Raw genomic sequence first — 13,994 nt, 5'->3', positions numbered from 1 at the left:
TATCTGGGGAAGCAATCTCTCAAGTAACTCGGTAAAGTTGCTGATTGTTGCGAAAACAAAAAGTATTTTCGCACTATTGATTTTGAAAGTTGTTAAGTATATTAATATTTGAATGAATACCATATAATTGGTATTGCAATAAAAAAAAGAATATTGAAAATTATATCAATTGGTCTTTGTTTCATGTTTTTTTTAGTGGTTTTTTCTCCAGTTTTTATTTCACTCAAAAGATCAGGGAGTCTAGAGATCATAATTAATGCGGCTGCAATTACTAATAGAATATTGTAGAAATGATTAATTGCATAAAAATATCCTACTGCAAGAATAATTGAAAATATGAAAAACACGGTTTCTAGATAAAGTGATTGTTTTATCATTTTGTTTACACCAGAACTTTTGGATGCTGGTAAACTCATAATGATATTTAGTGAGCGGAAAATAAAACTTAATAAATTAATTCCAACAAATGTTAGAGTTATTAGAGCAATAACTGTTTTTAAAATAATTATCATAACAATAGTTTTTTAGTTTTTCAAGAATTGTTTTTAATCTTATGTTAATTTATGAAACTTACTTGATTACCTTATGTAAGATGTAAAATGTCTGTTGTAGTGGTGCTTATGATAAATCTTTTTTTACAATATCAAGAAATTGTTTTTGAATATTGTCGATTGCTTCGTGATAATTAATCCATTTAGTACGATACCTTACCAATCTTTTTTTAGAATCAGATTTCAGTTCTCCCGCTAAATCTGCATTTAGAATGTCAGCTTTGTGTTTAATCATAACTAAGTTATTTTGTGCATCTTCTGTTTTTCCTTTATAATTTTTGATAACTTCATAAAGTTTTGCTATGTAACTTTCTATGTGATAGTACGATGGATATTTTAATTTATAGTTTTCTATCCATTCTTTTCTGAAATTAACTTCTTTTTCAATATCTTCAAAAGTTTTCATTGTGATTTATGTTTAATAGTTTTAATTATTAAGTCTGTACAAGTAAATTTATTATACATAATTTCAGCTATTTTGTATCAAACTAAAATGTTATGTATAATTTTAAATGTTTTTTATATTTTTCAAAAATAATAAAATATTCCTACAAAATAAGATAAATGCTAACTTTAGAAAGCATTCTGATAAATAGGTATTTTTTTGTACTTTTGCAGCAAATTTTATAAAAAATATTCATGTTAACAGTAAATAATTTATCAGTTCAGTTTGGCAAGCGAATTTTATTCGACGAAGTAAATACCACTTTTACTCACGGTAACATCTACGGAGTTATTGGGGCTAACGGTGCTGGAAAATCTACTTTTCTTAAGATAATTTCGGGTGAAATGGATCCTACTTCAGGGCATGTCCATCTTGAAGTTGGAAAACGTATGTCGGTTTTAAACCAAAACCACAATATGTTTGATGAGCATACGGTGTTAGAAACCGTAATTATGGGAAACAAAGTCCTGTATGCTGTTAAGAAAGAAATGGACGAACTCTATTTAGATTATAACGATAAAAATGCCGACAGAATTGGAGAATTGCAGGTGCAATTTGAAGAAATGAACGGTTGGAACGCTGATTCTGATGCAGCTTCTATGTTATCCAACTTAGGTATTGGCGAAGAACACCATTATACTTTGATGGCTGATATGGAAGGGAAGATGAAAGTACGTGTGCTTTTGGCACAGGCGCTTTTTGGAAATCCTGATGTATTGATTATGGATGAGCCTACCAATGATCTGGATTTTGAAACTATTTCATGGTTAGAGAATTTCTTAGCAAATTATGAAAATACGGTAATTGTGGTTTCTCACGACCGTCACTTCCTGGATGCGGTTTGTACGCATATCTCGGATATTGATTTTGGAAAAATCAACCATTATTCAGGAAACTATACGTTCTGGTACGAATCAAGCCAATTAGCAGCAAAACAAAGAGCGCAGCAAAATAAAAAGGCAGAGGAGAAAAAAGCGGAATTGGAAGAGTTTATTCGTCGTTTTTCTGCGAATGTGGCGAAGTCTAAACAAGCGACTTCCCGTAAAAAAATGATTTCGAAATTGAATATTTCTGAAATTAAACCATCAAGCCGTCGTTACCCTGCTATTATTTTTGATCAGGAGCGTGAAGCCGGAGATCAGATTTTGAATGTTCAGAATTTAAGTGCTTCTATTGACGGAGAGCTTTTGTTTAAAGATGTCGATTTGAACATGGCTAAAGGCGATAAAATTGTACTTTTTTCTAAAGATTCCCGTGCTACAACTGCTTTTTATGAAATTTTAAATGGTAATCAAAAAGCAGATTCAGGAGAATTTGACTGGGGAGTAACTACAAATCAGGCTTATTTACCGGCAGAAAACCACGATTTCTTTAAAAATGAATTGTCTTTGGTAGATTGGTTACGCCAGTATGCTAAAACTGAAGAGGAGCGTGATGAAGTTTTTATTAGAGGATTCTTAGGGAAAATGATTTTCTCTGGAGAAGAAGCTTTAAAAACAAGTAATGTATTGTCAGGAGGAGAAAAAGTACGTTGTATGATTTCGAGAATGATGATGGAGCGTGCTAATATTTTGATGCTTGACGAACCTACAAATCACCTGGATTTGGAATCTATTACAGCTTTCAATAACTCATTGAAAAACTTTAAAGGTTCTGTAATTTTTACTACGCATGACCACGAGTTTGCGCAAACTGTTGGTAACAGGGTAGTAGAGATAACACCAAACGGAGTTATCGACCGTTACATGACGTTTGATGAATATCTGGATGATGAGAAAATTCAGGAGCAAAGAAAGAAAATGTATAATTTGTAATCGAATTACAATTATCAATAAATACGAAAGGTTCAGCTTACTAAGTTGAACCTTTTTTTGTGTGCAAAAATGAAAATTTTCGTAGCGTTAAATAACTGTTTTTAAATGTTAAGTTGTTCCGGTATGCCAAAGTTTTTTTGTAATATTACTATTCAATTATTTTTGCATGAGGAAAATAAAATATAAAAAAGCCAGAAAAGTACAGCCTAATCCGTTAGAGTATATAGGCAAGCATAAAAAATTGGGTTCAGAAATGCAGCTGTTTGTTTATGACAGCACTTTTTTATCTGAGAATCCCAATATTAACCTTTCTGATTTAGACGAAAGTATAGATTTGACTAAGAATAACTGGCTCAATCTTCATGGTTTAAACGATATTGAAATAGTTGAGGGAATTGGAGCTTACTTTGGTATTGATGCTTTTTTGCTTTCGGATATTTTAAATACTACGAGAAGAACCAAACTTGAAGAAACACCTGCAAGTTTATTTTTTAATATAAAATCCATTCTGCCTGCCGAAAATTCAGATAATATCAGTGTTGAGCAAATTTCGTTTTTGCTAAAAGACGGTGTTTTGATTTCTTTTCAGGAAAAAAGAAGTGACTTTTTTACCCATATCAGGGAGCGCATTCGAACCAAATCAGGCATTGTTCGTAATAAGAATACAGATTATCTTTTGTATCTGCTTTTAGAGGCTGTAATCGAAAATTTCTACATTACAATCGAAAACGAAGAAGACAAAGTAGAAGAACTGCAAACGCTTTCTAAAGCAAGTGCCGATCCTAAAATTTTAGTCCGAATAGAAAAACACCGTGATAATTTTAATTTTTTAAAGCGCTCCATTGTTCCGTTGCGCGATTCGTTAATGGGAATTAAAATTTTAAAAGACGATTCCTTAAGCAATGTTATCGCTGCTGATTCGTATATCTATTTTTCCCGCTTGCATCAAAAAAGTCTGGAACTTTTAGAGCAAATCGAATCTGATTTACAAATACTGGAAAGTGCATCAAATTTCTTTTTTTCGTCTCAGGCACATAAGATGAATGAGATTATGAAAACCCTGACCATTGTTTCGGCAATATTTATTCCGCTGACATTTATTGTGGGAGTTTATGGGATGAATTTCGAACACATGCCCGAATTAAAATATGAAAATGGTTATTTTACGGTAATTGGAATCATGGTTTTAATAGGGATTGTAATGGTGGTGTATTTTAAGAAAAGAAAATGGTTTTAAGCTTTTTGCAGTGTTTAATTAAAGTATAAGTTGAAGTAATAAAATAAGAATTTAAAATATAGAATATGAATAAAGCTATTTATATAGCCACTTCAGAAAGTAATAGTGGGAAATCAATTATTACGCTTGGACTCATGAGTATGCTTATTGGGAAAACAGCTAAGGTGGGCTATTTTAGACCTATTGTTGAAGATTTTGAAGACGGAAAACTAGACAATCATATCGAAACGGTTATATCACATTTTGGTTTAGATATTCAATTTCAGGACGCTTTTGCGATTACCAAAAGTCAACTCATCAAGAAAAAGAATAAAGGTAAAATAGGCGAAGTTCTGGACTTAATCATTGAAAAGTATAAACATTTAGAAGAGCGTTTTGATTTTGTTTTAGTCGAAGGAACCAGTTTTACTGGTGAGGGAACGGCGATCGAAATGGATATGAATGTCCTTATTGCTAAAAATTTAGGAATTCCGGTAATCATTGTTGGTTCGGGAGTTGGGAAAACCTTAGAAGAATTTTTAGATGCAGAATATCTAGCGTATGATTCTTTTAAAAATAAAGAGGTCGAAGTGTTAGGTTTTATTGCTAATAAAATTCAGCCTGAAAACCTGCAATTAGCCACTGATGGCTTGAGAAGCGTTTTGCCAAAAGAAGTTTTGGTTGGAGCTATTCCGGCTATTCCCAGTTTGAATAATCCGACGATTAAGGAAATTATAGAGGAATTAGACGCTAAAATTATTTTTGGTAAAGATTTTATAAATAATGAAGTAGGGAATTTTAGTGTGGGGGCAATGCAGTTGCGAAATTATTTACTGCATCTTAAAGATAATGCCTTAGTGATTACTCCTGGAGACCGGGCTGATATTATTTTAGGAGCTTTGCAGGCAAATGAATCGGCTAATTATCCTTCTGTTTCAGGGATTATTTTGACAGGAAATATATTGCCTGAAGATAGTATTTTAAAATTAATCGAAGGATTAAATAGTGTTGTGCCAATTATTGCAGTAGATGGTGGTACTTATCGTATTACCAATAAAATAGGTTCTATAAAATCTAAGATTTATGCAGAAAATCTTCATAAGATTGAAACATCGATTAGTACCTTTGAAAAGTATATTGATGTTGATGATTTATCGGATAAATTAAGTGCCTTTGAAGCGGATGGTATGACGCCAAAAATGTTCCAGTACAATTTGGTAAAAAGAGCAAAACAGCATCGAAAACACATTGTTCTACCTGAAGGAAATGACGATCGTATCATTATTGCTGCTTCGCGATTATTAGGAATGGATGCGGTGGATATTTCGATAATTGGAAACAAAAAACAAATAGAAAGCAAAGTAAACGAATTAGGGATTGCTTTTGACTTTTCGAAAGTAAATATCATTAATCCTATTGAGTCACCGTTTTATGATAACTATGTAGAAACTTATTATGAATTAAGGAAAAATAAGAATGTGACGATGGCTATGGCCAAAGATTTAATGGAAGATGTTTCTTATTTCGGAACTATGATGGTCTATAAAGATCATGCGGACGGAATGGTTTCGGGTGCGGCACATACTACGCAGCATACGATTTTGCCTGCTTTGCAATTCATTAAAACCAAACCAAATTCGAGTGTGGTGTCGTCAATTTTCTTTATGTGTTTAGAAGATCGCGTGTCTATTTTTGGAGACTGTGCCATTAATCCGAATCCTACTGCGGAACAATTGGCGGAAATTGCTATTTCGTCGGCTGATTCCAGTCTTGCTTTTGGTATAGAACCCAAAGTAGCAATGTTGTCTTATTCTTCGGGTTCGTCCGGAAAAGGAGACGAAGTGGAAAAAGTACGTGCAGCAACTGAAATTGTAAAAATAAAACGTCCTGATTTAAAGATTGAAGGACCAATTCAATACGATGCAGCAGTTGATATTGAAGTTGGAAGAAGTAAAATGCCAAATTCTGAAGTGGCAGGTCAGGCGAGTGTGCTTATTTTTCCTGATTTGAATACAGGAAATAATACATACAAGGCAGTTCAGAGAGAAACGGGAGCCTTGGCAATCGGACCGATGTTGCAGGGTTTAAATAAGCCGGTAAATGATTTAAGCCGTGGTTGTACTGTAGATGATATTATTAATACGGTTGTAATTACAGCGATTCAAGCTCAAGGACTTTAGTGATTATGAGTTTAAGAAAAATATATAATCGTTTCTTTTATCTTAATACAGGTGCTACAAATCCTTTGCGAGCAACAACTATTATTTCTAGTTATCAAGCTTTTTTAATAATAGTAATAATTGCAATTTTTAAGAAAATATTCTTTCAGAATTTAAAAATTAGTTTGCTTTTTGTTTTTGCAATTTTTTTTATAGTTTTTGTGATGTTATTATTTTAATCAAAAAGTTTTTAAAAAACAAAATGGAAATTTTACTAAAGATTGGATGCAGGAATCAAGTAAAAATAAAATTATATTTAAAGCTTGTAATGCTGTATTTATAATTGTTGTTTTTTGCTTATCAATTTATGTTTTAAGTTATTTTGATTAAGCACAAGAAAATGTTATCCAATTCAAAAAAAAAAAAAACAAAAAAAATGAAAATAGTTATTATAAATTCAGGAAGTTCTTCAATAAAATATCAATTAATTGATATGCCGTCAAGCGAAGTTATTTGTAGTGGTATGATTGATAGAATTGGTTTAGAGACTTCAAATCTAACATACAAAACAGCTAAGGATTCAATAGAGGAAATTCTGCCTATTCCGAATCATAAAATAGGATTAGAGAAGATTTCTCAATTATTGCTAAATGAAAGTTTTGGTGTAATTAAAAGTACCCAAGAAATTGAAGCTGTTGGACATAGAGTAGTTCATGGAGGTGCTGATTTTTCGAATACAGTGTTGATAACTGAAGAAGTTAAAGAAAAAATAAAACAGCTTTTCGAACTAGCACCTTTACATAATCCAGCTAATTTAGAAGGAATTATTGTTGCAGAAGAAGTGTTTTCTGCGGCAAAACAAATCGCAGTTTTTGATACGGCTTTTCATCAAACTATGCCGGATGTAGCTTATCGTTACGCAATTCCGAATTATTTGCTGACTGAAAATAAGATTAGATCGTATGGATTTCATGGAACTTCGCATAAATATGTTTCTGAAAAAGCCATTGGGTTTTTAGAGAAAAGCAGTAAAATAATTACGGTTCATTTGGGTAATGGTTGTAGTATTACCGCAGTCAAAGATGGAAAAAGTATCGATCACAGTATGGGTTTTGGTCCTATGAACGGATTGATAATGGGAACGAGAAGTGGTGATATTGACCAATCGGTGATTTTTTATATGGTAAATACTTTAGGTTATCAGTTAAGCGAAGTAAATACAGTTTTGCAAAAACAAAGCGGAATGCTTGGACTAACAGGTTACAGCGATTTAAGAGATATTCAGGCAAATGCAGAAAAAGGCGATGTGAATTGTCAGTTGGCCTTAGATATGAATGTGTATCGCATTAAAAAATATATTGGCTCGTATGCGGCAGTTTTAAACGGAATTGATGCTGTTGTTTTTACAGCAGGAATAGGTGAAAATTCAGCTTACATCAGGAAATCAGTTTGTACTGGTATGGAGTTTTTAGGTTTAGAATTAAATCATGCTAAGAATGAAATTCGCTCTCCGCAAATTAGGGAAATCAATACCGAAAGTTCAAAAACTAAAATTTTAGTAGTTCCAACAAATGAAGAACTGGAAATTGCTAATCAGGTTTATGATTTGATTGCTAAATAGTCTTTGTAATAGCTTCACAAATTTTATATGAATTTAATTTGTGAAGCTAATCTGTTTAATCATTAAAAGTGATTGTAAAGCTAGCTCCTTCATTAATTTTACTGTCTAATGTAATTTGTCCGCCAAGACTTGCTAGCTGATTGTGTACTAAATACAATCCGATGCCGTTGCTGTCAATATGATTATTAAAGGTTTGATGTAATCCAAAAACCTTATCTTTTACCTTGTCAAGGTCAAATCCTATTCCGTTATCAGTAATTATTAATTGCGTTTTATTATCCTTTATTTCTGAACGAATTGTGATTCTTGCTAAGGTATCGTTTTTAGCATATTTTATAGCATTTGTAATCAAATTTAGAAAAATACTCTTGAGATACGCTTTATTAAAACGAACTGTTTTTACTACAGAAAAATCAGCAATTATAGTAGTATTCGAATTTTCGATCAGTGAATTAATAGAAATTAAAACTTCACTTAAAACACTGTTGAAATCAATTTCTTCGATTTCAGTATCGAGTTGATTTTTAGAATTTAAAACACTAATGTATTTGTTTAAGCTTTCTTTTAAGCTATTTGTTGTGTTTTTTAAAAGATTGATGAATTCTAATGTTTCATCATTATCAATACTATCGGTTTCGATAAGATCAAAAATGGAGAGCATATTGTTTACAGGTGATCTTAAATCATGCACTGTCGAATAACTTAGCTGTTTGTAGTCATTATTGATTTCGGAGAGTTTCTTAAGCAATAAATTTCGTTCTTGTTCTAATTCCTTTTTGTCTGTAATATTTTTTGCTACAGCAAATATTAATTTGTCATCTTCAACAGGAATAGAAGTCCATAAAAGCCAGACAATTTTCCCACTTTTAGTCAAATATCTGTTTTCGAAATTAAATAAAGGAATTCTGTTTCGGAGTTCGTTTCTAACCGAATTGGTTATTTCTTTATCACTCTTATAGACAAAATCATTTATAGGTCTTGAGAATAATTCCTCTTCAGAATATTCTAAAAGCCTGGACACAGCAGGATTGATTCTTCTAAAATAACCATCGTAACCTGCTACACAAAATAAATCATCTGAAAGGTCAAAAAACTTTTCAAAATCGTTAAATACATCAAACTCACGAGCGACGTTATTTTCTCTATTCTTGGTCATATAATTATTTATAAATGATAAAATAATATTTAGACATTAAATAGGTTAAAAAAAAAGACTTGGGGTAAAGAATTTTTAACAAAATTAAAGCATTTTTAATCACCAAAAATATAAAACACTGTTTATTTTTTGCGATAATTAACTTTGTTGTTGCAAAAAAAATGAGGCTTGTTGTATAACAAACCTCATTGTGGGAAAATTAAATATGATTTTTTTTAGATTCTAAAAATTCCTCCAACTGCTATAATTCTTTGGAAAAAGAAGAAATCCTGTGATGCTTTATCATCAGAACTTTGTGTTGTTCGAATATCCTGCATGTTGATATAACCACCTTTCAGTTCGCCCTGAATGTAAAAATGTTTAAAGAAAGTAATGTTCAATCCAGCTTTTGCTGAAGTTCCGTAACCAGAAACATGAAAATCATCGTGACGTTGTTTTCCTAACAACATAGTATTCGTTTTAGGATATAAAAGCCCGAAACCAATACCTTCAGTAAGGTTAATTTGAACCTTATCAATATTAGGAAGTCCAAACCAAGACGAAATATCATCAAAACGAGCTACTTGGGCGTGAACGTAATTTAGACCATCAGTATGTTCGTAAGTTAGAAAAGTTCCATCAGTAAAATCAACCGGAGTGTTGTTGTAAATTCCGTTATGAATAGCACCAGCATCAGTTAATGGTAAATTAATATTTCCGGTAACATTTGCGGTTTGGTTTTGTGTCATTACATATTTCATGTGATCGACACCCACAGAAACACTGTAATGATCATTAATAAAATAACCTACACGCAAATTAGTTTGCGGAATAGTCATTTTTGCAGGGTTGATATAATCTACGTGCCAGCCTTTAGGTTTGTCGTGAGCTGTCATATTGTTGACAGTAAAATTATAATCCTTCCCGGTAAAAGTTACATCCGATTTAGAGTAACTTTCTCTGTTTCCTCCCCAAAGAATAAAAAACTTCCCTTTGTTATGAGCGGTATATTTATCTTGTATTTTAATTTCTTCTTGCGCGCTAAGGCTATTTGTAAACAGGAATGCTGCCAATGCGGCAGCAGTGAATAAATTTTTCAAGGAACGTTTATTGTATAAAATTAAAAATTGTTGATTGTCTTTCTAATAGCAACAAGCTTAGTCATTAAATTTTCAAAATGATCTAAATGCAGCATATTGGCACCGTCACTTTTAGCATTGGCCGGATCAAAGTGAGTTTCGATAAAAATTCCATCAACACCTACAGCGATTCCGGCTTTGGCAACGGTTTCAATCATATCAGGGCGACCTCCGGTTACTCCGGCAGTTTGATTAGGTTGTTGTAACGAATGAGTAACATCCAGCACTGTAGATGCATATTGCTGCATAGTAGGAATTCCTCTAAAATCGACAATCATATCCTGATAACCAAACATCGTTCCGCGATCAGTAACCATTACGTTTTGATTGTTGCAATCCAATACTTTTTGTACCGCATGTTTCATGCTTTCAGGACTCATAAATTGTCCTTTTTTAAGGTTAACTGTTTTTCCTGTATTGGCTGCAGCCACAACTAAATCAGTTTGACGTACTAAGAATGCCGGAATTTGTAACACATCTACATATTGTGCTGCCATGTCTGCATCCTCATTAGTATGAATATCAGTTACTGTAGGAACATGAAAAGTTTCTGATACTTTTCTAATAATTTTTAATGCTTTTTCGTCTCCAATTCCTGAAAAACTATCAATTCGAGAGCGGTTTGCTTTTTTGAACGAACCTTTAAAAATGTAAGGAATTTGTAATTTATCTGTAATACCAACAATTTTTTCGGCAATGCGTAATGCCATTTCTTCTCCTTCGATGGCGCATGGACCGGAAAGTAAAAAGAAATTGCCACTTTCGGTATGCTTAATTTGAGGAATATCTTGTATGTTCATAGCTAATTTTTAGAAATGCAAATGTAGTTATGATTTACGATTTAGGGATTTTATTTTCTGTTTTTTTTATCTTTTAAAAGAAAATTAACTACTATATCGATATTGTAAAATGAGACTCGTTTACAGTTTTCTTTATTTTTTTATCGAAAGCCCCATTGGACACTTTAAATATCCTTTTTCGTAGATATTTACATATAAAATCACCGGCTTTTTTTGACCTTCCCAATTAATTTCATAAACATTCAAAAATCCAGCTCCCATTGCAGTTCTTTTAGAAGGAAAAGGACAACAGGTTTCTACTTTTTTATAAGTGATTTTTTCTCCTTTAGGGCCAGCCAAAGCATTCAAAAAACGTTCTTCGTTTAATTGTTCGTTATTGGTATTGTAGAAAAAAATATTTACCGGATAATCTTTATTATAACCGTATCTTTTGTCTTTACTGTATTCAGTAATAATGAAAGTATTGTTTGCAGAAAGTTTAGGAATAGGAGCGTTATCATCTACATTTTTTAATGTTGATCTTGTGCTAATACACGAACTGAAGAACATTAAAATTAATGCAACAACTATTTTTTTAGAAATAAAAAAGAGTACTAATTTTTTATTTTCCTGAATATACGTGCGTAAAATGCTAATTAATTTTGATTTCATAAATTGGCTTAATTTCGAAATAGAGGTTTGTTAATTGTCTTACAAAGATATTGAGAACTTCAAATTTTAAACTACTAATTTGCTTTTTTTTGAAGTAAAGAGTACTAAATTTATTGAATCACAAATTCTTATATTTGATTAAGAATTTACGATTTAATTTCACCTAAAAATAATGACGTATGGAATGGATTTATCATACCTGGCCCTGGTATATTTCAGGTTTTTTAATTGGTTTAGTAATGCTTAGTCTGATTTATTTTGGAAAATCATTCGGGATGTCTTCTAATTTAAGAACGTTTTGCAGTATTGCAGGAGCGGGTAAAAAAGTAGCTTTTTTTGATTTTGACTGGCGTTCGCAGCGCTGGAATCTTGCTGTTGTTGCGGGAGCAATGTTAGGTGGTTTTGTAGCTGTGCATTATTTGGGTGATGCGTCGAATGTGTCAATAAATTCAAAAACGATTGAACAACTTCAAGAAATGAATATTGATGCGCCCGAAGGAAAATTAATGCCTAACGCTTTGTTTTCGAATGCTGTTTTTGAATCTCCTAAAGGAATTTTGATTTTGATTATTGGCGGAGTTTTAATAGGTTTTGGTTCACGTTATGCTGGCGGATGTACTTCAGGACATGCCATTTCAGGATTGAGTAATTTACAACTTCCGTCTTTAAAAGCTGTAATCGGGTTTTTTATTGGCGGATTGATTATGGCTCATTTTATTTTACCTTTAATTCTATAAAATATGAAATTAGTAAAATTTATTTTCGTTGGATTTGTGTTCGGAATTGTATTAACTAAATCCGAAGCGGTTTCCTGGTATCGTATTTATGAGATGTTCCAATTTCAATCTTTCCACATGTACGGAATTATTATGACAGCTGTAATTACAGGAATTATTGGAATTCAAATTATAAAAAGAAATAATGTTAAAGATTATTCAGGAGCACAAATCGAGATTGCTGACAAAGAAAAAGGAACAGTTCGCTATCTTTTGGGCGGATTGATTTTTGGATTAGGCTGGGGATTAGTAGGATCTTGTCCCGGTCCGATATTCATATTAATTGGTGCTGGTTTTGCCAGTGTAATTCTGGTATTTCTGGGAGCTATGCTGGGTACTTTTTTATACGGAGTGTTGAAAAATAAGTTGCCTCATTAAAATAAAAAAAGCATTCACTGTGGAGCGAATGCTTTAAAAATTTGGGTAAATTTTGTAGTTTATTAGATTATCTCGGCACTTAAACCCGCTTCTAAAAGCAGCGTACATTGTGGTTTCAATTTATTAATAGGTCCTGTTTTTACAGTACATTTTCCGTTGTAATGAACAATTAGTGAGCACTGTTCAGCTTGTTCAACTGTGTGTTCACAAACGCGCATCAGGGTTTCAATTACATGATCAAAAGTATTGACATCGTCATTATAAAGAATAATTTCGTTGTTTTTAGTAGTTGTTTCCTGGACACTAACTCTTTCTCTAACTTTTTCTTTAACACTCATTGTACTCTTTTTTATACTTTAAAGATTTGGTAATTAATAAAGTACTAATTTACATATTTTAATGAAACCCAATTGTTTCTTTCGAATTTTTTAACATACGTCAAGCCTTTTTCAGTACAAGATGCATCGATGAACGGAATGTCTTCTGTATAAAAACCACTTAAAAGTAAAGTCCCTTTTGGATTTAAACAATCAACATAGGTTTGCATGTCATTCAATAAAATGTTTCTGTTGATATTAGCAATAATAAGATCGTATTTTTTATCTTTTAATAACGAAGCATCACCTTCATAAACGCTAATGTGTTTGCAGTTGTTACGTTCGGCATTTTCGATAGAATTCAAATAACACCAGTTGTCAATATCAATCGCGTCAATAGGCTGAGCACCTTTCATTTCGGCAAGAATAGCAAGAATAGCTGTTCCGCAACCCATATCTAAGGTTTTTAATCCGTTAACATCAATTTCAAGTAAATGCTGAATCATCATGTGAGTGGTTTCATGATGTCCTGTTCCAAAACTCATTTTTGGTTCAATTAAAATATCAAATTCGGCATCTGTTTTTTCGTGAAAAGGTGCTCTTACATGACATCTTCCATCTACATCAATAGGTTCAAAATTCTTTTCCCATTCTTCGTTCCAATTTACCTGATCAATTTCTTCGTAGCTGTAATCAATTTCAAATTCTTCTGAATGCAGAATATTTACATTTTCAAGAATCATTTCGTCCCATAAATCTTTTTGAACAAAAGCTGAAATTCCTTTTTCTGTCTCCGTAAAACTTTCGAATGCAAGTTCGCCTAATTCGGCAATTAAAATTTCAGAACCCAATTCTTTTGGTTCAATGCTAAAATGGTAGGCGATATAAATATTTGACATAATTGATTTAATTTTTTGCAAAGGTAGTATTTCTCTTTTATGAAACTTGTAAAAATAAAAAAAGCGATAAAATGAATTATCGCTTTCTTAAAA

At 32.1% G+C, this 13,994-nt stretch carries 14 protein-coding genes; 6 read left to right on the top strand and 8 right to left on the bottom strand.

The genetic code is table 11. The features are described 5' to 3' along the window. Positions 1-101: 101 nt before the first annotated feature. Both FEM21_RS02315 and FEM21_RS02310 read right to left on the bottom strand, forming a co-directional pair. On the bottom strand, positions 102-512 hold the full coding sequence (locus FEM21_RS02315) for a hypothetical protein (protein ID WP_152547357.1): 411 nt from the start codon (positions 510-512) through the stop codon (positions 102-104). A gap of 106 nt (positions 513-618) precedes the next feature. Beyond that, entirely contained in the window at positions 619-957 is a 339-nt protein-coding gene (locus FEM21_RS02310) for a hypothetical protein (protein ID WP_035657303.1), read from the bottom strand. Between the two features lie 233 nt (positions 958-1,190). Here FEM21_RS02310 and FEM21_RS02305 point away from each other — a divergent pair, with 233 nt between their 5' ends. The 4 genes from FEM21_RS02305 (at position 1,191) to FEM21_RS02285 (ending at position 7,806) form a co-directional block, all read left to right on the top strand. After that, the gene (locus FEM21_RS02305; protein ID WP_035657300.1) at positions 1,191-2,810 is read left to right on the top strand and encodes an ABC-F family ATP-binding cassette domain-containing protein; all 1,620 of its coding nucleotides are present in this window, start codon (positions 1,191-1,193) and stop codon (positions 2,808-2,810) included. Positions 2,811-2,976: 166 nt separating this feature from the next. Next, positions 2,977-4,047: a magnesium/cobalt transporter CorA gene (corA, locus tag FEM21_RS02300; protein ID WP_035657298.1), complete on the top strand. Its 1,071-nt coding sequence runs from the start codon at positions 2,977-2,979 to the stop codon at positions 4,045-4,047. Positions 4,048-4,112: 65 nt separating this feature from the next. Continuing rightward, positions 4,113-6,206: a phosphate acetyltransferase gene (gene pta / locus FEM21_RS02295; protein ID WP_035657295.1), complete on the top strand. Its 2,094-nt coding sequence runs from the start codon at positions 4,113-4,115 to the stop codon at positions 6,204-6,206. Positions 6,207-6,621: 415 nt separating this feature from the next. Further along, the gene (locus tag FEM21_RS02285) at positions 6,622-7,806 is read left to right on the top strand and encodes an acetate/propionate family kinase (RefSeq protein ID WP_035657425.1); all 1,185 of its coding nucleotides are present in this window, start codon (positions 6,622-6,624) and stop codon (positions 7,804-7,806) included. A 55-nt stretch (positions 7,807-7,861) separates the two neighbouring features. On the opposite strand, the gene FEM21_RS02280 is transcribed toward FEM21_RS02285, so the two are convergent. The 4 genes from FEM21_RS02280 to FEM21_RS02265 form a co-directional block, all read right to left on the bottom strand. After that, positions 7,862-8,962: a PAS domain-containing sensor histidine kinase gene (locus FEM21_RS02280; protein WP_035657291.1), complete on the bottom strand. Its 1,101-nt coding sequence runs from the start codon at positions 8,960-8,962 to the stop codon at positions 7,862-7,864. Positions 8,963-9,177: 215 nt separating this feature from the next. Beyond that, complete coding sequence (locus FEM21_RS02275; RefSeq protein ID WP_051627455.1) at positions 9,178-10,041, bottom strand: hypothetical protein; 864 nt, start codon at positions 10,039-10,041, stop codon at positions 9,178-9,180. Between the two features lie 20 nt (positions 10,042-10,061). Further along, positions 10,062-10,880: a 3-deoxy-8-phosphooctulonate synthase gene (gene kdsA, locus FEM21_RS02270; RefSeq protein ID WP_035657289.1), complete on the bottom strand. Its 819-nt coding sequence runs from the start codon at positions 10,878-10,880 to the stop codon at positions 10,062-10,064. Positions 10,881-11,012: 132 nt separating this feature from the next. Continuing rightward, positions 11,013-11,429, bottom strand: a complete 417-nt coding sequence (locus FEM21_RS02265; RefSeq protein ID WP_035657421.1) for a hypothetical protein — start codon at positions 11,427-11,429, stop codon at positions 11,013-11,015. A gap of 281 nt (positions 11,430-11,710) precedes the next feature. Between FEM21_RS02265 and FEM21_RS02260 the strand changes: the two genes are divergently transcribed. Both FEM21_RS02260 and FEM21_RS02255 read left to right on the top strand, forming a co-directional pair. Further along, positions 11,711-12,268: a YeeE/YedE family protein gene (locus FEM21_RS02260; RefSeq protein WP_035657286.1), complete on the top strand. Its 558-nt coding sequence runs from the start codon at positions 11,711-11,713 to the stop codon at positions 12,266-12,268. A gap of 3 nt (positions 12,269-12,271) precedes the next feature. Then, the gene (locus tag FEM21_RS02255; RefSeq protein WP_035657285.1) at positions 12,272-12,685 is read left to right on the top strand and encodes a DUF6691 family protein; all 414 of its coding nucleotides are present in this window, start codon (positions 12,272-12,274) and stop codon (positions 12,683-12,685) included. 62 nt (positions 12,686-12,747) lie between these two features. Here FEM21_RS02255 and FEM21_RS02250 read toward each other — a convergent pair whose 3' ends face one another. Together FEM21_RS02250 and prmA are read right to left on the bottom strand one after the other, a co-directional pair. Then, positions 12,748-13,023, bottom strand: a complete 276-nt coding sequence (locus FEM21_RS02250) for an ATP-dependent Clp protease adaptor ClpS (RefSeq protein WP_035657282.1) — start codon at positions 13,021-13,023, stop codon at positions 12,748-12,750. Positions 13,024-13,067: 44 nt separating this feature from the next. After that, positions 13,068-13,901, bottom strand: coding sequence for a 50S ribosomal protein L11 methyltransferase (prmA, locus tag FEM21_RS02245; protein ID WP_035657279.1), 834 nt, complete (start codon positions 13,899-13,901; stop codon positions 13,068-13,070). Positions 13,902-13,994 lie beyond the last annotated feature (93 nt).

This window comes from Flavobacterium seoulense, from assembly GCF_000695795.1.
GTDB classification, from domain to species: Bacteria; Bacteroidota; Bacteroidia; order Flavobacteriales; family Flavobacteriaceae; genus Flavobacterium; species Flavobacterium seoulense.
The sequence above is the reverse complement of the archived record's forward strand: the minus strand, read 5'-3'. Positions and strand labels throughout refer to the sequence as shown.

What these genes read in the sequence shown, in the direction of transcription:
- FEM21_RS02250 (WP_035657282.1), bottom strand. Translation starts at nt 13,023, where the DNA reads ATGAGTGTTAAAGAAAAAGTTAGAGAAAGAGTTAGTGTCCAGGAAACA.
- FEM21_RS02280 (WP_035657291.1), bottom strand. Translation starts at nt 8,962, where the DNA reads ATGACCAAGAATAGAGAAAATAACGTCGCTCGTGAGTTTGATGTATTT.
- kdsA (WP_035657289.1), bottom strand. Translation starts at nt 10,880, where the DNA reads ATGAACATACAAGATATTCCTCAAATTAAGCATACCGAAAGTGGCAAT.
- FEM21_RS02310 (WP_035657303.1), bottom strand. Translation starts at nt 957, where the DNA reads ATGAAAACTTTTGAAGATATTGAAAAAGAAGTTAATTTCAGAAAAGAA.
- FEM21_RS02255 (WP_035657285.1), top strand. Translation starts at nt 12,272, where the DNA reads ATGAAATTAGTAAAATTTATTTTCGTTGGATTTGTGTTCGGAATTGTA.
- FEM21_RS02260 (WP_035657286.1), top strand. Translation starts at nt 11,711, where the DNA reads ATGGAATGGATTTATCATACCTGGCCCTGGTATATTTCAGGTTTTTTA.
- FEM21_RS02285 (WP_035657425.1), top strand. Translation starts at nt 6,622, where the DNA reads ATGAAAATAGTTATTATAAATTCAGGAAGTTCTTCAATAAAATATCAA.
- prmA (WP_035657279.1), bottom strand. Translation starts at nt 13,901, where the DNA reads ATGTCAAATATTTATATCGCCTACCATTTTAGCATTGAACCAAAAGAA.
- FEM21_RS02305 (WP_035657300.1), top strand. Translation starts at nt 1,191, where the DNA reads ATGTTAACAGTAAATAATTTATCAGTTCAGTTTGGCAAGCGAATTTTA.
- corA (WP_035657298.1), top strand. Translation starts at nt 2,977, where the DNA reads ATGAGGAAAATAAAATATAAAAAAGCCAGAAAAGTACAGCCTAATCCG.
- FEM21_RS02265 (WP_035657421.1), bottom strand. Translation starts at nt 11,429, where the DNA reads ATGTTCTTCAGTTCGTGTATTAGCACAAGATCAACATTAAAAAATGTA.
- FEM21_RS02315 (WP_152547357.1), bottom strand. Translation starts at nt 512, where the DNA reads ATGATAATTATTTTAAAAACAGTTATTGCTCTAATAACTCTAACATTT.
- pta (WP_035657295.1), top strand. Translation starts at nt 4,113, where the DNA reads ATGAATAAAGCTATTTATATAGCCACTTCAGAAAGTAATAGTGGGAAA.